Source organism: Actinoallomurus purpureus (assembly GCF_024055795.1).
Taxonomy (GTDB): domain Bacteria; phylum Actinomycetota; class Actinomycetes; order Streptosporangiales; family Streptosporangiaceae; genus Actinoallomurus; species Actinoallomurus purpureus.
On sequence record NZ_JAMXMY010000029.1, the window covers coordinates 14249 to 32997 of the forward strand.

General features: G+C 69.7%; 22 protein-coding genes. 14 read left to right on the forward strand and 8 right to left on the reverse strand.

What is annotated here, in order from left to right; translation table 11 throughout:
- Nucleotides 1-44 precede the first annotated feature (44 nt).
- From NE236_RS37875 to NE236_RS37890, 4 genes are all read left to right on the forward strand, one after another.
- Complete coding sequence (locus NE236_RS37875; protein WP_252847104.1) at nucleotides 45-1298, forward strand: YbfB/YjiJ family MFS transporter; 1254 nt, start codon at nucleotides 45-47, stop codon at nucleotides 1296-1298.
- Between the two features lie 11 nt (nucleotides 1299-1309).
- The gene (locus NE236_RS37880) at nucleotides 1310-1987 is read left to right on the forward strand and encodes an alpha/beta fold hydrolase (RefSeq protein WP_252847105.1); all 678 of its coding nucleotides are present in this window, start codon (nucleotides 1310-1312) and stop codon (nucleotides 1985-1987) included.
- 140 nt (nucleotides 1988-2127) lie between these two features.
- Nucleotides 2128-2460 (forward strand): PadR family transcriptional regulator, encoded by a 333-nt coding sequence (locus NE236_RS37885; protein ID WP_252847106.1) that lies wholly within the window; start codon nucleotides 2128-2130, stop codon nucleotides 2458-2460.
- Nucleotides 2457-3416 carry a hypothetical protein gene (locus tag NE236_RS37890; protein WP_252847107.1) on the forward strand — a complete coding sequence of 320 codons (960 nt, stop codon included), beginning with the start codon at nucleotides 2457-2459 and terminating at the stop codon, nucleotides 3414-3416. The genes NE236_RS37885 and NE236_RS37890 overlap by 4 nt, the downstream gene beginning before the upstream one ends.
- On the opposite strand, the gene NE236_RS37895 is transcribed toward NE236_RS37890, so the two are convergent.
- Complete coding sequence (locus NE236_RS37895) at nucleotides 3359-3877, reverse strand: Rossmann-fold NAD(P)-binding domain-containing protein (RefSeq protein ID WP_252847108.1); 519 nt, start codon at nucleotides 3875-3877, stop codon at nucleotides 3359-3361. The two genes, NE236_RS37890 and NE236_RS37895, sit on opposite strands and share 58 nt — an antisense overlap.
- Before the next feature lie 75 nt (nucleotides 3878-3952).
- On the opposite strand from NE236_RS37895, the gene nthB reads away from it, so the two are divergent.
- From nthB to NE236_RS37915, 4 genes are all read left to right on the forward strand, one after another.
- The gene (gene nthB / locus NE236_RS37900) at nucleotides 3953-4618 is read left to right on the forward strand and encodes a nitrile hydratase subunit beta (protein WP_252847109.1); all 666 of its coding nucleotides are present in this window, start codon (nucleotides 3953-3955) and stop codon (nucleotides 4616-4618) included.
- A complete protein-coding gene (gene nthA / locus NE236_RS37905) occupies nucleotides 4615-5211 on the forward strand; it encodes a nitrile hydratase subunit alpha (RefSeq protein ID WP_252847110.1) in 597 nt (198 codons plus the stop codon). The genes nthB and nthA overlap by 4 nt, the downstream gene beginning before the upstream one ends.
- Nucleotides 5208-5552, forward strand: coding sequence for a nitrile hydratase accessory protein (locus NE236_RS37910; protein WP_252847111.1), 345 nt, complete (start codon nucleotides 5208-5210; stop codon nucleotides 5550-5552). The genes nthA and NE236_RS37910 overlap by 4 nt, the downstream gene beginning before the upstream one ends.
- A 239-nt stretch (nucleotides 5553-5791) precedes the next feature.
- Nucleotides 5792-6175, forward strand: coding sequence for a VOC family protein (locus NE236_RS37915; protein ID WP_252847112.1), 384 nt, complete (start codon nucleotides 5792-5794; stop codon nucleotides 6173-6175).
- Between the two features lie 62 nt (nucleotides 6176-6237).
- Here NE236_RS37915 and NE236_RS37920 read toward each other — a convergent pair whose 3' ends face one another.
- The 5 genes from NE236_RS37920 to NE236_RS37940 form a co-directional block, all read right to left on the reverse strand.
- Complete coding sequence (locus tag NE236_RS37920) at nucleotides 6238-6945, reverse strand: helix-turn-helix transcriptional regulator (RefSeq protein WP_252847113.1); 708 nt, start codon at nucleotides 6943-6945, stop codon at nucleotides 6238-6240.
- A gap of 34 nt (nucleotides 6946-6979) precedes the next feature.
- Nucleotides 6980-7759, reverse strand: a complete 780-nt coding sequence (locus NE236_RS37925) for an SGNH/GDSL hydrolase family protein (RefSeq protein ID WP_252847114.1) — start codon at nucleotides 7757-7759, stop codon at nucleotides 6980-6982.
- Between the two features lie 2 nt (nucleotides 7760-7761).
- Nucleotides 7762-7974, reverse strand: coding sequence for a hypothetical protein (locus tag NE236_RS37930; RefSeq protein WP_252847115.1), 213 nt, complete (start codon nucleotides 7972-7974; stop codon nucleotides 7762-7764).
- Between the two features lie 123 nt (nucleotides 7975-8097).
- A complete protein-coding gene (locus NE236_RS37935; RefSeq protein WP_252847116.1) occupies nucleotides 8098-9354 on the reverse strand; it encodes a glycosyltransferase 87 family protein in 1257 nt (418 codons plus the stop codon).
- Between the two features lie 689 nt (nucleotides 9355-10043).
- A complete protein-coding gene (locus tag NE236_RS37940; RefSeq protein ID WP_252847117.1) occupies nucleotides 10044-10349 on the reverse strand; it encodes a hypothetical protein in 306 nt (101 codons plus the stop codon).
- Nucleotides 10350-10478: 129 nt separating this feature from the next.
- Between NE236_RS37940 and NE236_RS37945 the strand changes: the two genes are divergently transcribed.
- Together NE236_RS37945 and NE236_RS45380 are read left to right on the forward strand one after the other, a co-directional pair.
- Nucleotides 10479-11279 (forward strand): helix-turn-helix domain-containing protein, encoded by an 801-nt coding sequence (locus NE236_RS37945; protein ID WP_252847118.1) that lies wholly within the window; start codon nucleotides 10479-10481, stop codon nucleotides 11277-11279.
- Nucleotides 11267-11359, forward strand: a complete 93-nt coding sequence (locus tag NE236_RS45380; protein WP_372494501.1) for a DUF397 domain-containing protein — start codon at nucleotides 11267-11269, stop codon at nucleotides 11357-11359. Before NE236_RS37945 ends, NE236_RS45380 begins: the two co-directional genes overlap by 13 nt.
- A gap of 215 nt (nucleotides 11360-11574) precedes the next feature.
- Here the strand turns inward: NE236_RS45380 and NE236_RS37950 are convergent, their stop codons facing one another.
- Both NE236_RS37950 and NE236_RS37955 read right to left on the reverse strand, forming a co-directional pair.
- Entirely contained in the window at nucleotides 11575-12027 is a 453-nt protein-coding gene (locus NE236_RS37950) for a cysteine dioxygenase (RefSeq protein WP_252847119.1), read from the reverse strand.
- A 189-nt stretch (nucleotides 12028-12216) separates the two neighbouring features.
- On the reverse strand, nucleotides 12217-12798 hold the full coding sequence (locus NE236_RS37955) for an SACE_7040 family transcriptional regulator (protein ID WP_252847120.1): 582 nt from the start codon (nucleotides 12796-12798) through the stop codon (nucleotides 12217-12219).
- Between the two features lie 75 nt (nucleotides 12799-12873).
- On the opposite strand from NE236_RS37955, the gene NE236_RS37960 reads away from it, so the two are divergent.
- From NE236_RS37960 to NE236_RS37975, 4 genes are read left to right on the forward strand one after another with little or no spacing between them, the layout of a single operon-like run.
- The gene (locus NE236_RS37960) at nucleotides 12874-14478 is read left to right on the forward strand and encodes a carboxyl transferase domain-containing protein (protein WP_372494502.1); all 1605 of its coding nucleotides are present in this window, start codon (nucleotides 12874-12876) and stop codon (nucleotides 14476-14478) included.
- A 2-nt stretch (nucleotides 14479-14480) separates the two neighbouring features.
- Entirely contained in the window at nucleotides 14481-16472 is a 1992-nt protein-coding gene (locus tag NE236_RS37965) for an ATP-binding protein (RefSeq protein ID WP_252847189.1), read from the forward strand.
- The gene (locus NE236_RS37970) at nucleotides 16472-17404 is read left to right on the forward strand and encodes a hydroxymethylglutaryl-CoA lyase (RefSeq protein WP_252847121.1); all 933 of its coding nucleotides are present in this window, start codon (nucleotides 16472-16474) and stop codon (nucleotides 17402-17404) included. The genes NE236_RS37965 and NE236_RS37970 overlap by 1 nt, the downstream gene beginning before the upstream one ends.
- Complete coding sequence (locus NE236_RS37975) at nucleotides 17401-18549, forward strand: acyl-CoA dehydrogenase family protein (RefSeq protein WP_252847122.1); 1149 nt, start codon at nucleotides 17401-17403, stop codon at nucleotides 18547-18549. The genes NE236_RS37970 and NE236_RS37975 overlap by 4 nt, the downstream gene beginning before the upstream one ends.
- The last annotated feature ends 200 nt before the right edge of the window (nucleotides 18550-18749 follow it).

The following is an 18749-nucleotide window of genomic DNA, read 5'->3' on the forward strand; positions in this document are numbered from 1 at the left end:
ACACCGTTCAGCCGGAGCCGGTGGGCCGCACCGGGGCAGGACCGATGAGTCCACCGGCGCGGTCACCGATATGGCAGGCGGCGCGGCTGGCTCTGGGCACCGCCTCGGCGCTGGGATTGGCGCGCTTCGCGTACGGGCTGCTGCTACCGGCCATGCGTGAGGATCTGCGCTGGAGCCTGGCCGAGGCCGGGGGGATGGGCACCGCCAATGGGCTGGGGTATCTCCTCGGCGCGCTGGTGACCGCCGTGCTCGTCCGCCGCTGGGGCACCGCCGCCGTCTTCCGGACGGGTATGGCCCTCACGGCCGTGTCGCTGGGCGCCACCGCCGCCGGCGACGACTACGTCACGCTGCTGGCCGCGCGGGTCGCGGCCGGTGCGACAGGGGCGGTCGTGTTCATCGCCGGCGGGGTGATCGCCTCGCGTATCGCCGTCCGGGCCGGCTCCGGCACGCCCATCACCGTGTACTTCGCCGGCACGGGCCTGGGCATCGTCCTCAGCGGCGCCACCATCCCGGCGCTGGGTGAGCATTGGCGCGTGGCCTGGAGCGGCCTGGCGGTCGCCGCCGCGCTGGCGACGGCGGCGAGCTGGACCGCGACGGCCACGGAGGATGACGCGCGGGCCGCGACGTCCGGCCGGGCCCGCGTGGGCGCCCTGTGGGGGCCCGCCCTGGCCTACCTGCTGTTCGCCGCGGGATACATCACCTACATCACGTTCCTGTCCGCCTACCTCGCCGACCGGCACGCCTCGCTGGGGCAGGTGGTGCTCACCTGGACGACGCTGGGCCTGGCGGTCGTCGTGGCGCCCGCGCTGTGGAGCCGCCCGACCGGCCAGTGGCCAGGCACCCGCGCCCTGGCGACCCTGCTCGCGGTCCTGGGCGGTCGCGCGGCGCTGGCGCTGGTCGCACCCGCGCCACCGGTCATCATGGCGTCCGCGCTGGTCTACGGCGCGACGTTCATGGGGGTTCCCGCCGCCGTCACCGCCCTCATCAAGCGTCACGTCCCGCCCGCGGACTGGACCGCCACCCTCGCGGCCTTCACCACGGTGTTCGCCGCCGGACAGACCGCCGGACCCTGGATCGCCGGCGTGGTCGCCGACCGCACCTCCACCGAGGCCACTCTGGCGTGGACCGCGATCCTTTGCATCGCGGCGGCCGTGACAGCCGCCGCCGGAGGCCGTGTGCGACGCCGCCCGCCGCGACGCGTCGCCCCGTACGACACCGGCTCGCCCGACGAAGAGAGCGCCCATGCGGCCGGTGATCTCCCCGGCCGCGCCCCACGCGATGCGAATCGACAAGGATAGGAAGCAGGACGATGGCGAACTTCGTGCTCATCCCCGGCATGTGCCACGGTGGCTGGTGTTTCGAGCAGCTCACCACCGGGCTCCGCGCCCAGGGACACGCCGTCCACCCGCTGACGCTGACCGGGCTCAGTGAGCGCGGCCATCTGCTGCACGGCGCGGTCAATCTCGACACCCACATCCAGGACGTGACCGGTGTGCTGGCGGCCGAGAACATCCGGGACGCGGTGCTGGTCGGCCACAGTTACGGGGGAATGGTGATCACCGGCGCCGCCGACCGCGCACCCGACCGCGTCGACTCCCTCGTGTACCTGGACGCCATGGTGCCGGAGGACGGCGACTCCTGCTGGACGCTGGTCACGGACCAGGAGCGGCGCTGGTACGCGGACGTGGTGGAGACCGGCTACGGCGTACGGCCGCTGCCGTTCTTCGACCCGCGCGCCACGCCACACCCGATCGCCTCACTGCTGCAGCCGCTCCGGATGACGGGCGACCTCGCGCACATCCGGCGCAGGGTCTACGGGTACGCGGCGGGATGGGACGGCCCGTCCCCGTTCACGCCCGCCTACGAACGGCTGCGAGAGGACCCCGCCTGGACGACGCACGCCCTGGCCGGCGGCCACAACCTCATGCGCGACGTCCCCCAGGACCTGCTGAAGATCCTCCTGGAGGTCGTGTCGAACCGGACGTGAGCCGACTCCCGCTGAGAACTCCAGCGGAATGATCCTGAGCGTGCGCGCGGACCGGGGCTGGTGATCGTCGAATCCTGGCGCGAAGAGGCATGCGGCTCTAGCCGGTCGACATATGTCGATGATCAACCTATGCTCGCCTCATGGCATCGAAGATGATGCAGGAGCCGACGCTGCTTCTGCTGACCGCCCTGGCCGATGAGCCTCGGCACGGGTACGCGCTGATCAAGGAGGTCGACACCATCTCTTCAGGGAGGGTCCGGCTCCGGACGGGGACGCTGTATGCGGCGCTGGCGCGTCTGCAGCAGCAAGGCTGGGTCCAGGTCACCGGCGAGGAGGTCGTGGACGGGCGGCATCGGCGCTATTACGCGCTGACGAAGGACGGTGTCGACGCGCTGGTCGGGGAGACGGCCCGGCTGCGGGCCACGGTTCAGGAGGCGAACCGTCGCCTGCGGTTGAGGGGGGTCACGGCGTGACGTCAGATCGCCTCTTCCGGCTGATCATCCGTCTCTACCCCGCGGCGTACCGCACCGCGCACGAAGCCGAGACGGTCAGCACGGCCCGTGAGTCCCTCGCCTCGCAGGGGCGCGTCGGCGCGACACGGGAGTTGGCCGACCTTACGGTCCATGCCCTCCGCGAGCGCACGAGGCTGACGGCCACCTCCGCGGTCGGTGCCGTAGCCGCCGTCGCGGCGCCTCTGGCCGCGGGGTCGGCCGTCGCGCTGTCCCTGGTGTTCACCGCCTTCGCGGAATGGACCAAGAGACGGGCCGGCAATTCGCAACCCGCCCACGGTTTCGGCCCGTTCGCCACGCTGGGAGCGATTCCCTACCTCATCTGGATCCTGGTGTTCCTGGCAGCCGTCTTCGGTAGGGGCGCCGCCGCTCGGCGACTGACGGGAATCGCCATGGCCGCGTCGGTCGCGCTCGTTCCGCTCGCCCACCTGACCCACATGGACCGGCCACGCCTGTACGTGCTCGGGTCCCTGGTGCTGTTCGGGATGATCGTGCTGGCCGCCCCCATCGATCCGCTGGGGCGCTCACCGCTGGATCGCAGAGCCCTGACCGTCTGCACCCTCGTCATGACCGGGATCCTGTCCGGTATCTCGCTTGAATACGGACCTCTTTGGTACTGGGGCAACGACACGATCGACGCCATCGGAGCCCTTATGCCGGGCGCCCTCGGATTCCTGCTCCTCGTTTCCGTGCTCTGTATGCGACTCAACCGTCGGCTGCCCTTCGCCGTCATCGTCGTGATGTTCCCCTGGGGGGTGTTCTGCTACGGGACCCCCGGACGGCCGTCGCTCTTCTTCGGGGGCGTGGTCTGCGCGGCGGCGCTCGCAGGATTCGTTCTGCTGCTGCCGAAGATCGACGTCGATCACCGTAGGGACCGCCCCACGCAGTCCGGACCGGTACCCCCGACCGACGCGGGATAGAAGACAGGTCGCCGTGAAATGCCCAGGTGCCGTGAGAACTCCTCGGCCATCTCCGTCATGTCGACCGTGCGTGGCCCGGTCAGCTCGTAGACGTGCCCGACGTGCGGAGCCGGGTCGCGGACTACGGTGGCGACCACGCGGGCGACGTCCTTCGCGGCGATCGGCGACGTGCGCCTGGTACCGAACGGCAGCGCGATGGTGCCGTTCTCCCGGATCGACCGCGCCGCCAGCGCGGTGAACAGCGGATTGTCCAGGAACGACGTCGGGCCTGCCGGATGTGAATCATCGGCAGGCCCGACCAGTTGAGCACCTGCTCCGCCAGCCAGTACAGCCGCTGCTGGTTCGACTCCGTGGTGCGGGTCGTGGTCATCTGCGACACCGTCATCTGTGACATGCCGACCAGGCCGGCCAGCTGCCCGTACGGCCCACGTCACCGACACCGGCGATGAGAACGAGGTCACTGGCAACCATCGGTCGATCTCCTGCCGAGCTCCCGCTTTACGTTCGTTTTTGCGGCTGCGTGAAAGTGTGAATCCATGGATCGGATCGCCGATATGGGGGGCACCGAGGGATGGGGCCCCGCTCATCCGCCGAGGGGTGATGAACCGGTCTTCGAGAAGCCCTGGCAGGGCCGGGCGTTCGCGCTGACGATGCTCTCCATCGGGGTGTCCGGGCGAAACGCGGACGCATTCCGGCACGCGCAAGAGCGCCTGGACCGGGCCGGCTACCTGGACGACGGCTACTTCGGCCGCTGGCTCAACGCCGCGGAGCTGATGCTCACCGACAGCGCCATCCTGGCACCGGCTGCGATCGACGCCCGCGCCCGCAACCTGCGCGGCGAACACGTGGATGAACCACCGGTCCCCGAACCGGCCAGACCCCGCTACGCGCCGACCGCCGGGGGCTCGCTGCGCGCCGTGGACACCGCGCCGGCCTTCGCGATCGGCGAACGTGTGCGCGCCAGGGACATGTCGCCGCCCGGGCACACCAGACTGCCGGGCTACGCGCGGGGACACACCGGAGTCGTCGAGCTCATCCAGCCGGCCGCAGTGCTGCCGGACACCAACGCGCACTTCCAGGGCGAGAACCCGCAGCACGTCTACTCGGTGCGGTTCGACTCCCGGGAGCTGTGGGGCGCCGACGCCGAACCCTTCGCGGTCACCGCGGAACTCTTCGAGACCTATCTGGAGAAAGTCTCATGACCGCCAGCGGATCCGGCGAACGCCTTCCCGCCGCCCTGCGTACCGAGGCGCTCGAGCAACTGCTCACCGAGCGGGGCCTGATCGACCCGAAGGTGATGGACGGGCTCATCACCGAATACGAGACCAACGTGGGCCCGCTCAACGGCGCCAAGGTCGTCGCACGAGCGTGGACCGACCCGGAGTACCGGCGACGGCTGCTCGACGACGGCACCGCCGCCATCAAGGAACTGGGCTTCATGGGACGTCAAGGCGAGCACATCGTCGTCGTGGAGAACACCGCGACCACTCACAACGTGGTGGTCTGCACGCTCTGCTCGTGCTATCCCTGGCCGGTGCTCGGCCTGCCGCCGAGCTGGTACAAGGACCCGGCCTACCGCGCGCGCATGGTCAAGGAGCCGCGAACGGTGCTGTCCGAGATGGGACTCGAACTCCCCGATGGCGTGCGGATAATCGTTCGCGACTCCACCAGTGAGGTGCGCTGGCTGGTGCTGCCCGAACGCCCGGCCGGCACCGAGCATCTGTCCGAAGAACAGCTCGTGCCCCTGGTGACCCGGGAGGCGATGGTCGGCGTGGCCAAGGTCAAGGCGCCATGACCGCCCCGCTGAACATCGAGGGCCCGGCCGCACCGCCCCGCTCCAACGGTGAGCTGGTGTTCGCCGAGCCGTGGGAGAGCCGCGCCTTCGGCATGGCCGTCACCCTGTACGAGTCGGGCGCGTTCACCTGGCGGCGATTCCAGGCCGCGCTGATCGCCCGGATCGCGGCCTGGGAGACCGCACCTGCGCAGGACGAGCCCTGGAACTATTACCGGCTCTGGCTGGCCGCACTGGAGGACGTCCTCGTCGGACAGGGCGCCGTGTCCGCCGACGAGGTGACCGCGCGTGCCCGAACCCTGGCCCGACGTCCGCCAGGCCACGACCACGGCCACTCGCACTGACGCATAACGCCTACTCGTATCTCTCCAGTGCGGCCCTGCGGCGACCGAGGAACGACCGGGGCTGGAGACACGAATGCGGCACACCGGTACACCGGTGCATCAGGCATGGGCGCAGGCCGACGAGAGGCGCAGCGATGACGGCCCACAGCGCTCGTGGAAACACCGACAGGGGGTTGTCGCCACCGACCTCGAGAGTGTGACGAGCCGGGACGCGCCTGGCACGACACGAGAGGGATGACATGCCTGGATTCAACGGCATCGGCTGGTTCGAGATCGGCACCGACGACCCGGCGGCCGCGGAGCGGTTCTACGGCGACGTGTTCGGCTGGACGGTCGCGCATGATGACACGGCGAGTACGGACCCGGCGTACCAGATCGTCAGTACGGGCGACGCGGAGGGACTGCGTGGCGGACTCTTCGCGACGAAGGGGGAGATGCCGAACTATGCGGTCTTCGCCGTGCTGGTCGAGGACGTCGAGGCCGCGTGCCGGCGGGCCGAAGAGGCGGGTGGCAAGGTCCAGCGTGCGCCGCACGTCAACTCGGTCGGCGTGACCTTCGCGCACCTGCTCGACCCGGCCGGTAACCACTTCTCGGTCTTCACGCCGCCGTCCGCCCGGCCCTGAACCGTCGTGCCGCCGGGCCGGCCCCTCGGCGGGGCGGGCCCAGGCGGCCGGGGATCCGGCTGTCAGCTCAAGGTGAGTTGATGAAGAATCCCGTGCGGGATGTCGAGATCCTCACCGCGCAGCGAGCGTGGCGGGGGCACCTCGGCGGTGACCGAGACCGAGGTGATCCGGTCGGTGCGGAAGACGCGCAGGGCGTCGCGCCGCCGGCACCAGGCCACCAGGTACCAGTGGGTCGTCTTGCCCACGTAGCCGAGCGGCTCGATCTCGCGCATTGTGACGGCACCTTCGCGGTCGCGATAGCCGATGCGCAGGACGCGGCGGGTGGACAGCGCGTCGGCCACCATGCGCGGCACCGGCGGCACAATGACCCCGTCGCCGAGGAGGTGGACGCGGCCGGCCAGGTCGCGGGCCGCGGCGGCGTCGTCACTCTGCATCGCCGTGACCAGCTTGCGCAGCGCCGTGGCCGCGGGCGCCCGGAACGGCGTGCCCTCCAGTCGTTCCAGCGCCACCGCCATCGCGACGGCCTCGTCCGGCGTCAGGTTGACCGGCGGCAGCGTGCGCGCCTTGTCGAGGCAGTAGCCGCCCGTGCGGCCGGTCTCGGCATAGATCGGCACCCCCGACTGCTGCAACGCGCTGATGTCCCGTTCGACCGTGCGCACGCTGACCTCGAAACGACCGGCCAGCCAGCGCGCACTACGCGGACGAGGCGCGACGGCCCGCAGCTCCTCGACCAGTGCGTAGAGGCGATCGGTACGGTTCACGCGCACCACTGTAGAAGCCGGGTACGACAAGGTCGTTCGATTCTCAACACCTGTTCGCGCTGTTGACGGGCTGCAACTGAGGGCGCTTGGCGGTGCGGCCGTCGCCGGAGGAGCGGCCTTGGAGGCGGCGGAGGAGCCAGGGGCCCAGGAAGGTGCCGACCCAGATGAGCTCGGTTGATGCGCGTCGCCATCTCGTATCGGGTGGAAGCGGTGGGAGGGGATCGGCCCAACTCGGGTCGGCGCCGGGGAGCTTCAGTGCGTGGGCGGCGGCCGCGGCGATGCGGGCGTGACCGAGTGGGGTCGCGTGGATGCGGTCATCGCTCCACAGGCGGGGATCTGTGGTGACCGGGTGGTGGAACGTGTCGACCAGAATGGCGTCGTTGCGGTTGGCCATGGCGCGAATGCGGTCGTTGAAATCGAGAACCCTTGGGCGCAGGTGGCGCACCAGGGGCGCGATTTTGGCGACGTCGGGAAAGGTGAAGGTGGCCACGGTCGCGCCGGAGGCCGTGAACGCCTTCAGCATGGCCTCCAGGTCGGCTGCCACGGCGGTGGGGTTGAAGCCGGGGCGGACCAGGTCGTTCATGCCCGCCATGACGGTGATCAGGTCGGGGTTCAGAGCGAGGGCGGCCTCGGTTTGTTCGGCTCTGATCTGAGCAGCCAGGCGGCCTCGGACGGCGAGGTTGGCGTACCGGAAATCCGGGTGGTGAGTGGCGAGGACCTCGGCCAGGCGGTCGGCCCAGCCTCGGTAGCCGGTCTTTTCGGTGCCGTCGTTCAGTCCCTCGGTCTGGCTGTCGCCGACTGCGACATAGCGCTGGTAGGGCATGGCTACTCCGCGGGGATGCTGGTGCGTTGATCGAGGATGTCCCAGGCCTGGCGGATCCAGCGGACGTTCTCGCGTTCGAACGCCAGGCCGCGTAGCAGGGTCAGATACGGGCCGACGCGGTCGGCCTGCGCGAGGTGCTCCTCCTCGGTGCGGCCGTTCAGGAGGCGCGCGCGGAAGCGTTCGAAGCGGGCGATCTTGGCCTCGGCCCAGCTCATGCGTTCTCCTGCGCCGGCGGCCGTGCCTGGACGGGTCGCTGGTCCTCATTCGTGCGGTTCCGGCGTGATATCGCGATATGCGGCCAGGCCGCGCACTGGCCGATCTCGCCGAGCAGAACTGAGTCAACGCAGCTCGAGGAACTTCGAAGACTCGACGCTGGGGTCAGCGGGGGATATCGGGCCGGGAGTTCTGATGGTCGACAGCCAGGCCGCGCACAGTGCGATGGCGAAAAGGCCGGTCAGTACGTAATAGTTGCCGAACACCAGGTCGGCGCCGTGCCAGGAGTACTCCTTGCGACCGTCGTGCGGGACGAGGCGCAGCCAGCCGCCAGGCAACCAGCGGGTGATGCCGTTGCTGGTGCGGGGCGTCGGCCACATGATGAACAGGCCTAGAAGCACAGCCGTTCCCAGGGCGCGTCTCCCTGCCGTGGCGCGTCCCCCGCACAGCATCAGCGCCAGTCCTGGGATGACCCAGACCCAATGGTGACTCCACGAGATCGGTGACAGCAGCAGTCCGGTGACCCCGCACATCACCAGACCGAGGAGTTCCATGTTCCGGCGACTGGCGATCGTCGCGACCGAAAGGCCGACACATCCCGTAACGACCATCGCGGCGATGATGCTCATGGGTAGCAGAAAGCCGTGCCCGTGCAGCAGGCGTTGGAACGTGCCATTGAGAGACTGGTCGACCAGCCGTCCGGGGCCATCACCCGGAGTGATGAAGCGGCCTCCCCAGTAGGCCGTGGAGGCGGCGGGCAAGGTGACGAAGCCCATCACGATGGTGGTCGCGAAGCTCAGCAGAGCGACCCCCGCCGCCCGCATCCGTCGGGACGCGAACAGATAGGGCACGAAGATCAACGGTGTCAGTTTGATGCCGGCGGCGATCCCGATCCCGACGCCCTTGAAACGGTTGGAGTCAGGGAGGGCGAGGTCCGCGACGACGAGCGCGAGGAGGATCAGGTTGATCTGCCCGAAGAACATCGTCATGTAGACGGGCTCGAGCCAGAGTGCGACCGAGGCCAGTGCCAGGGCGGAGGCGACGCGACGCGACCCGCTCATGTCGCCGTGGCGCAGGCACAGGTAGCCGATGATCGGCAGCAGTGCCATGTCGAGCATGACCAGCGCGAGTTGCCAGGCACCAAAGGAGAACGGGCTGAGAATCGCGAATATCGACGCGGCGAAGGGTGGATAGGTGAACGGCAGTTGCTGCTGGCCGGGCGCGCTGAGCCGGACGTCGTAGAGGCTGGCCGGATGCCGGCGGGTCAGTGCCCCGGCCGCCCGGTAGACCCATTCGTCGGTGTGGGACCAGCTCCCGGTGTGGGAAACGATGAGATACCAGTACGCGGCTACGGACAGTACGAAGGCCGCGCCGGCAAGCACTGCCCAACCATGCGCTCGAACGAATCTTATAGATTGAGCGGCACTCCATGACATTCGCGGGATCTTAGCCCGAATAGTCTTATTGAGCCATTTCGGACAGTGGCCATCGACGCCGCGTAGTCGTTTGGGGCATTTGGCGGCCTTAAAGGCGGAATGGGGGAGAGCCTCATCGGAGGTGACGTTCATCCGGTTCAGTGGCCTGGCGCATGTATATTATGCCATGTGCGGTGATTCCGCCTTTTTGTCCCTTCCCAAGAGTCCTGTGCCGGTACGACCGTCGACCGGGCGCGAGCTCGACCAGGTGGAGCGCTTCGGCGACTACGGGGCGGATCGAACATCGCTCGGCGCGGACGGAAGTCTCGGCAAAGGGCGCTCGGCGGAGGTGCCGACCCCCTCCGTTGCGGGACCAATCGGCGTTTGGTCCGCGCGTTCGCCGAGCTCTCTGTACGGCCGTCCGCCGTTTCACCCTGGAGGCGGTCGCCCCTCGGGCCGGGAACGCTTCTCGTGCTCGTAGAGCTGGAGACTTTTACGGGCGGCCTCCGGATACTTACGTACAAGGCGGTCGAGCTGGGTAAGCTCGCACGCCGCCGTCATGGCCGGCAGCCCGAGCCTGTCGATAGCGGCGTTGAAGGCCCGGACTGACGCCAAGGTCGCCTGGGCGACGGGGTCCGTCACTTCCCGCGGCTCGGTCACGGCCATCGCTTCAGCGGTATGGCGACGACCTGGACGATGGCCTCCACCAGGTCGTCGACCTCGTCCGGGGTGAGAATGCGCGCGGAGTCGTGCCGGTCGGCGATTGGCTTGCCCCACGACCACCACCATCGGAGGGCTCCGGCATCGTCGGGACGGCACTCGACTTCCTCGGTGAGAAAGTGGCAGCTCGCGATAATTCGGACCTTTGACCCGTACTGCTCCGCGCGAAGCCCGGCCTCCTGGCACGCCTGGGTGAGCCACTTGGCGAATGCGCTTATCTCTTCGCTCGTGTGCGGCCTCATGGTTATTCTCCTACCGTGAGATTCCTGCTACACAGCGTGGCGACAAGGGCTTAGGCTGTGAAGCGTTAACCCCCCGTCGCCTGCGAGTGAAGTCCCGACGGCCATTCACGCGAGGATGTGAACCCCCCGATGGCACCGAAACGAGAGACAGCGCTCGACGTGTGGGGCAGAGAGCTGGCCTACGCCTGCGAGGCGGCGGCCCTGACCGGCAAGCAGCTCGCAGAAAGACTCCACGTCGCGCCTTCCACCGTGAGCCAGTGGATGAACGGCCGCCGCACCCCCCACCTCGACGACGTCAACCGCTGCGACGAGGCGCTCGGCACCAACGGTTACCTCGGCCGCTACTTCGAGAAGTGGGTGACTCGCGAGATTCCTGCGGTGTGGACTGACAGGTGGCTGTCCGCGGAGGCTCACGCGAACATGATCCAGAACTATGATCTGGCGGTCATCCCTGGCCTGCTCCAAACGCCGGACTATGCTCGCGCGGTTATTCAGTTCAACCGGCACTTGTCGATCGACATCGATGAACTCGTACGTCGCAGAATGAGCCGACAGGCAATACTCAACGACGAGAATCCGCCGATGTGTATTTTCGTCATCGACGAATATGTGCTTCGCCGAATGGTCGGCGACAAGAAGGTCATGTTCGACCAGTTGGCGCATGTTCGTGACCTGGCGCAGTGGTCGAACATCGTCGTGAAGATAGTGCCTGCGGGCACCAATTGCTACGCAGGTGGCCCGTTCATGATCGCAAAGCTGGACGGAGTCGAGATTGCGAACTTGGACACCGCCCTCAGAGGGCAGGTCATTGAGAAACCGGAGCAGGTCGCGGAGATCGGTCGGATCTGGGAGGATATTCGCGAACTTGCCTTGTCTCCGAAGGACTCACTGACGTTGATCGAGAGGGTGGCCAAAGAGTGGGAAGCCTGACCTGGAGAAAGTCGTCGCGCAGTGGGTCCAATGCTGAACAGTGCGTTGAGGTCGCCGTTGTGGAGAAGAGGGGGCAGTAGGTCCGCTCAGGAACGGAAGGCGCCGGTGGGGGCGGCGTAGGCCATGGCGTGGAGGAGTCCGGCCATGGTGTCGCGGCTGAGGTCGCCGGTGCTGTGCGGGGCGCCGCGTGGGTGGCGGAGTGGGCGCTGTCCCTGGAGAGCGGCTGAGTACATGCGGGGGCGCCCAAGCGCACGCCCCCGCGTGGGTCACTGAGCAGCCGCGGACGCCGTGCGCGTCACCAGTCGTCCGAGCGCTCTTCGGCCAGCTTGATCAGGCCGGCGTCGGTGAGGTCGTAGCGGTTCATCACGGTGAGCCGTGGTGAGTACACGTGAACGCTGACCGCAGGGGCGGTCGAGGCGTTGGTGACCGAATGGATGTAGTCCGGCCCGAACTCGCGGAAGTCGCCGGGGGCGAGGTCGCGCTCGGTGGTCAGGTCGTGTTCGCGCAGGCTTCCGAGGGCGACGGCGAAGGCGCCCCGGGAACCACCGTGGTCGTGGAAGCCGGTCGACTGGCCCGGCAGCCAGCTGAGCAGCCAGATCTCGTGATCGTCGTCCTGGTGGAGGCGCTCGTACCAGCGACCTTCGGTGCTCAGGCGTACGCGGTGGATCCACTCGTCGGGGGCGGTCGCCAGCCGCCGGGCGGTTTCGGCCAGGCGGACTCGAGTCGGCGCGGATGTGCTCGCGGCCATGTACTGCTGCTCCTGTTCACTCTGAGGCTGTTCGGCTCACGCGGGTACGGGGGTGGTACACAGCGCGCTGGCCTGCCGTCGGAGATCGACGTGCAGGTTCAGCCAACGGGGAACCTCGGAGTGCATGCGCCGAGCATGGCGCAAGATTCCCTAGTAAGTCAATCTGGATAGTTGAAAATTGACTCCCGGCTACGACCGGAACGCGCCGGCGAACGCCTCGGAGGCCATGGCGTGCAGGAGTTCCGTCATGGTGTCGCGGTCGAGGTCGCCGGTGCTGTGCGGCGTGGAGTTGAGCAGGCCGAAGACCGCATGGGTGGCGGAGCGGGCGCGGTCGTCGGTCGACTCCGGGTGGATGAGGCGCAGCACCCGCACCCACTCCTCGGCGTAGGCGCGCTGCAGGCGGCGGATCTCGCGGCGCTGCGGCTGCGGGACGTTGCTCAGCTCCCGTACGTGCACCGTGATCAGCGCCGGGTTGTCGAGGGCGAAGTCGATGTGCCAGCGCAGCAGCGCGTCCAGGGCCAGGGCCGGGCTGTCGGCGGCCTCGGCGCGTCGTTCGCCCTCGGTGAGGAGGCGGTCGCTGATGTCGAGCAGCATCTCGGCGAGCAGGGCCTCCTTGCCCCGGAAATGGCGGTAGAGCGCGGGGCCGGTGAGGCCGACGGCGCGGCCGAGGTCGCCGATGGACACGCCGTGGTAGCCGCGCCGGGCGAACAGCTCCGCCGCCGCGGAGAGGATCTCCAGCCGGCGGGTCGGGGGAGCGGTCACCTCTGCCATGCCACGAGTCTAGACGATACCTGTTAACGTTGATTAACATCGGACTTGTTAACGAGCGTTAACAGGAGGCCTGTCTTGGAAGCTCCGCGGCTGGGGACCCGCGCGGACGTACGCGGTGCGGCGTTCCAGCGCAACGCCGAGGAGAACCTCGCGCTCGCCACCGAGCTGCGCGAGCACCTCGCTCAGGCGGCCCAGGGGGGCTCCGAGCGCGCCCGTCAGCGGCACGTCGCGCGCGGGAAGTTGCTCCCACGCGACCGGGTGGACTCCCTGCTCGACCCGGGCTCGCCGTTGCTGGAGCTTTCGCCGCTGGCGGCCACCGGGATGTACGACGACGAGGCCCCGGCGGCGGGCATCATCACGGGTGTCGGGCGGGTGTCCGGGCGGGAGTGCGTGATCGTCGCTAACGACGCGACCGTCAAGGGCGGCACGTACTACCCGGTCACCGTGAAGAAGCACCTGCGCGCCCAGGAGGTGGCGTTGCACAACCGGCTGCCGTGCGTCTACCTCGTCGACTCCGGGGGAGCGTTCCTGCCCAAACAGGACGAGGTCTTCCCCGACCGGGAGCACTTCGGCCGGATCTTCTTCAACCAGGCGACCATGTCCGAGCGGGGCATCCCGCAGATCGCGGCCGTGCTCGGCTCCTGCACGGCCGGCGGCGCGTACGTCCCGGCGATGAGCGACGAGACCGTCATCGTCCGGGAGCAGGGCACGATCTTCCTCGGCGGCCCGCCGCTGGTGAAGGCCGCTACCGGCGAGGTCGTCAGCGCGGAGGAGCTGGGCGGCGGGGACGTGCACTCGCGCGTCTCCGGCGTCGTCGACCACCTCGCCGACGACGACGCCCACGCGCTGCGCATCGTCCGGTCGATCGTCTCCACGCTTGAGCCGCCGGGCCCCGCGCCGTGGGCGACCGTACGGCCCGAGGAGCCCGCCGCCGACCCCGGAGAGCTGCGCGGCATCGTCCCGCCCGACCCCCGGACGCCGTACGACGTGCGCGAGGTGATCGCGCGGATCGTGGACGGCAGCCGGTTCCACGAGTTCAAGGAGCGGTACGGGCCGACGCTCGTCACCGGGTTCGCCCACATCCACGGGCAGCCCGTCGGGATCGTCGCCAACAACGGCATCCTGTTCAGCGAGTCGGCGCTCAAGGGCGCGCACTTCATCGAACTGTGCGACCGGCGCTCGATCCCCCTGGTGTTCCTGCAGAACATCACCGGGTTCATGGTCGGCCGTGAGTACGAGGCCGGCGGCATCGCCAAGCACGGGGCCAAGATGGTCACGGCCGTCGCGTGCGCGCGGGTACCGAAGCTCACCGTGATCATCGGTGGGTCGTTCGGCGCCGGGAACTACGCGATGTGCGGTCGCGCCTATTCGCCGCGCTTCCTGTGGATGTGGCCGAACGCCCGGATCTCGGTCATGGGCGGGGAGCAGGCCGCGTCGGTGCTGGCGACCGTACGCCGCGACCAGCTCGGCGACGCGTGGACGGCCGAGGAGGAAGAGGAGTTCAAGAAGCCGATCCGGGAACAGTACGAGCGGCAGGGCAGCCCGTACTACTCCACGGCGCGGATCTGGGACGACGGCGTGATCGACCCCCTCGACACGCGCCGGGTGCTCGGCCTCGCTCTGGCGACCTGCGCGAACGCACCACTCGAACCCGTCGGCTACGGCATCTTCCGGATGTGACCATGTTCAACGCCGTCCTGATCGCCAACCGTGGCGAGATCGCCTGCCGGATCATCCGTACGCTGCGCCGGCTCGAGATCCGCTCCATCGTGACCTACACCGACGCGGACGCCGACGCCCGGCACGTGCGGGAGGCCGACGCCGCCCTGCGGGTGAACAGTTACCTCGACATCATGGACGTCGTCGGGGCGGCCCTGGAGACGGGTGCCGAGGCGGTGCACCCCGGCTACGGGTTCCTGGCCGAGAATCCCGAGCTCGCCCAGGCGTGCGCCGACTACGGGATCGTCTTCGTCGGCCCGCCGCCGGACGCCATCGCCGCGATGGGGGACAAGATCCGGGCCAAGCGCACCGTCGCCGCCGCCGGTGTCCCCGTCGTGCCGGGGCGAGACGAGCCGGAGCTGAGCGACGACGGGCTGGCCGCCGCCGCGATGGAGATCGGGCTGAACGCCGGCGCGACGGTCCTGCTCAAGCCGTCGGCGGGCGGCGGAGGCAAGGGCATGCGCCGGGTCCAGGACCCGGGCGAACTGCGGGAGGCGATCGCGGCGGCCCGGCGGGAGGCGCGCGGGGCGTTCGGGGACGACACGCTCCTCGTCGAGCGGTACATCGACAACCCCCGGCACATCGAGATCCAGGTGTTCGCCGACGCGCACGGGAACGCCGTCCACCTCGGCGAGCGCGAGTGCAGCCTGCAGCGCCGCCACCAGAAGATCGTCGAAGAGGCGCCGTCGCCGCTGCTCGGCACCGGCCCGGAGGGCGAGGCGATCCGCGCCGCGATGGGGGCGAGCGCCGTCGCCGCCGCCCGGTCCGTGGGCTACGTCGGCGCGGGCACGGTGGAGTACATCGTCTCCGCCGACCGCCCCGACGAGTACTTCTTCATGGAGATGAACACCCGCCTGCAGGTCGAACACCCGGTGACCGAGGGCGCGGTCACGATCGACGCGCGGCCGGGCCTCGACCTGGTCGAACTGCAGCTGCGCGTCGCGGCGGGGGAGCCGCTGCCGTTCGGGCAGGACGCCGTCGCGTTCGCCGGGCACGCGGTCGAGGCGCGGGTGTACGCCGAGGACCCCGCCCGGGGCTTCCTGCCGACCGGCGGCCGGGTGCTGCGGCTGGACGAGCCGGAAGGCCCCGACGTGCGGGTCGATTCGGGCCTGGTCGAGGGGACCGTCGTCGGCGGCTCGTACGACCCGATGCTGGCCAAGGTCATCGCCCGCGGGCCGGACCGCGCGACCGCGCTCCGCCGGCTCGACCGGGCGCTGGCCTCGTACACGCTGCTGGGCGTCGGCACCAACGTGGCGTTCCTGCGGTCCCTGCTGGCCGACCCCGACGTGGTCGCCGGGAGGCTCGACACGGGCCTCGTCGAGCGCCGTCCCGCCGAGCCGGCGGACGCCGAGGTCCCCCACGACGTGCTCGCCGCCGCCGCGCTGGAGCGGGTGCTCGCACTGGAGGTGCCCGACCCCGGCCCCTGGGACATCCGGGACGGCTGGCGTGTCGGCGAGCCCGCCTGGACCACCTGGCGGATCGCCGGGCGCGAGGTGCGGATCCGCGGCCGCGCCCTTGACGCGGAGGTGTCGGTCGACGGCGGCAAACCGATGCGGGTCGCGGCCCGCCGCGACGGCGCGGACCTGCTCGTGGTCGACATCGGGGGCCGTACCCGCTTCGCCTGCGCCCGCGACGGGGACGTCTGCTGGCTCGGCCGCGACGGCCGGGTCTGGTCGCTGAAGGAGACCGAGCCGCTCGCCGCCCGCGCCACCGAGACCACCGCCTCCGCCGGTGCCGTACGCAGCCCGATGCCCGGTACCGTCGCGGCCGTCAAGGCGGCCGACGGAGACGAGGTGGCGGCCGGTCAGGCGCTCGTGATCGTCGAGGCGATGAAGATGGAGCACACCGTCACCGCGCCCGTCGACGGCGTCGTCAGCGGGCTGACCGTCCAGCCCGGCGCGCAGGTCGCCCTCGACGAGGTCCTCGCCGTCGTCACCCCGAAGGGAGATCACTGATGCGCGTGCCGATCGAGGGGCTGCCCTCCCGCGTCACCGTCTACGAGGTCGGGGCGCGGGACGGCCTGCAGAACGAGTCGGCGATCGTCCCGGTCGAGGTGAAGCGGGAGTTCATCACCCGGCTCGCCGGGGCCGGGCTGCGGGTGATCGAGGCGACGAGCTTCGTGCACCCGAAATGGGTGCCGCAGCTGGCCGACGCCGCCGAACTGCTCGGCGGGCTGGAGCGTGCCGAGGGCGTCCGCCATCCGGTGCTGGTGCCCAACGAGCGCGGTCTGGACCGGGCCCTCGAGGCGGGCGTCACCGAGATCGCGATCTTCGGCAGCGCGACCGAGACCTTCGCCCGTCGCAACCTCAACCGGACGATCGACGAGTCGGTCGCGATGTTCGCGCCCGTCGTCGAGCGGGCTCGCGCCGCCGGCCTGGACGTGCGCGCGTACGTGTCGATGTGCTTCGGTGACCCGTGGGAGGGCGACGTGCCGATCGAGCAGGTCGTCTCGGTCGCCACCCGCCTGATGGCCCTCGGCTGCACGGAGCTGTCCCTGGGCGACACCATCGGCGTCGCGACACCCGGGCACGTCATGGCCCTCATCCCGAAGCTGACGGCCGCCGGTGTCGACGCCGACCGGCTCGCCGTGCACTTCCACGACACCTACGGGCAGGCGCTGGCCAACACCCTGGCCGCGCTGCGCTGCGGCGTGACGACCGTCGACGCCTCGGCGGGCGGCCTCGGCGGCTGTCCGTACGCCAAGAGCGCGACGGGGAACCTGGCCACCGAGGACCTCGTGTGGATGCTCGACGGACTGGGCATCGAGACCGGCGTCGACGTGCGCCGCCTCGCCGAGACCAGCCGCTGGATGGCCGAACGCCTCGGACGCCCCAGCCCGTCCCGCGTCGTCCAGGCCCTGACCAGAGAACAAGGGAGCGACCAATGATCGGATTCACGCTCGACGACGAATACGAGGCGCTGCGCCGTACCGTCGAGACGTTCGCCCGTGACGAGGTGGCGCCGGTCATCGGCGACTACTACGAGCGGGGCGCGTTCCCGTACGACATCATCGCCCGGATGGGGAAGATGGGCCTGTTCGGGCTGCCCTTCCCCGAGGAGTTCGGCGGGATGGGCGGCGACTACTTCGCTCTGTGCGTCGCGCTGGAGGAGCTCGCCCGCGTCGACTCCTCGGTGGCGATCACTCTGGAGGCCGGCGTCTCCCTCGGTGCCATGCCGATCTTCCGGTTCGGCACGGAGGAGCAGAAGCGGGAGTGGCTGCCGCGACTGTGCTCGGGGGAGCGGCTGGCCGCCTTCGGGCTGACCGAGCCCGGTGGCGGCACCGACGTGCCCGGCGGCATGCGCACCACCGCGCGGCTCGAGGACGGGCACTGGGTGATCAACGGGTCGAAGGCCTTCATCACCAACGCGGGCACCGATGTCACCGTCGCGGTCACGGTCGCCGCGCTGACGGGCGACGGCGAGATCTCCACCATCATCGTGCCGTCCGGCACTCCCGGCTTCACCGTCGGGAAGAAGTACTCCAAGGTCGGCTGGTCCGCCTCCGACACCCGTGAGCTGTCCTTCACCGACGTCCGCGTACCCGAGGGGAACCTCGTGGGGGAGCGCGGCCGGGGGTACGCCCAGTTCCTGCGGATCCTCGACGAGGGGCGCATCGCGATCGCCGCGCTGTCGGTCGGCCTCGCCCAGGGCTGCGTCGACGAGTGCCTGAAGTACGTGCGGGAGCGCGAGGCGTTCGGCCGGGCGATCGGGGAGTACCAGGCCATCCAGTTCAAGGTCGCGGACATGGAGACGCGGGCGCACACGGCGCGGCTCGCCTACTACGCTGCGGCGGCCCGGCTGCTGGCGGGGGAGCCGTTCAAGAAGGAGGCCGCCATCGCCAAGCTCGTGGCCTCCAACGCCGCCATGGACAACGCCCGCGACGCCACCCAGATCTTCGGCGGCTACGGCTTCATGAACGAGTACCCGGTCGGCCGCTTCTACCGGGACGCCAAGATCCTGGAGGTCGGCGAGGGCACGTCCGAGGTCCAGCGGATGCTCATCGCCCGCCACCTCGGCTTGCCCGCCCGCTGAGGCACGCCACCGCCGACGGACCCCGGGTGCGCGTACTGCGGGCTCGGGGGAGGGGGTCTTCCTCCTGTCGACCGGCGGTGGGCGTGCCGAAGACTCGGTAAAGGTGATCGACAGGTTCCGAAACCGGGCTCTTTGCGCCGGTTCGCCGGCCACCGACGCAGGCGTTCACCGAGCGTTCTGTTCGGGCGGCCTACGGCCCC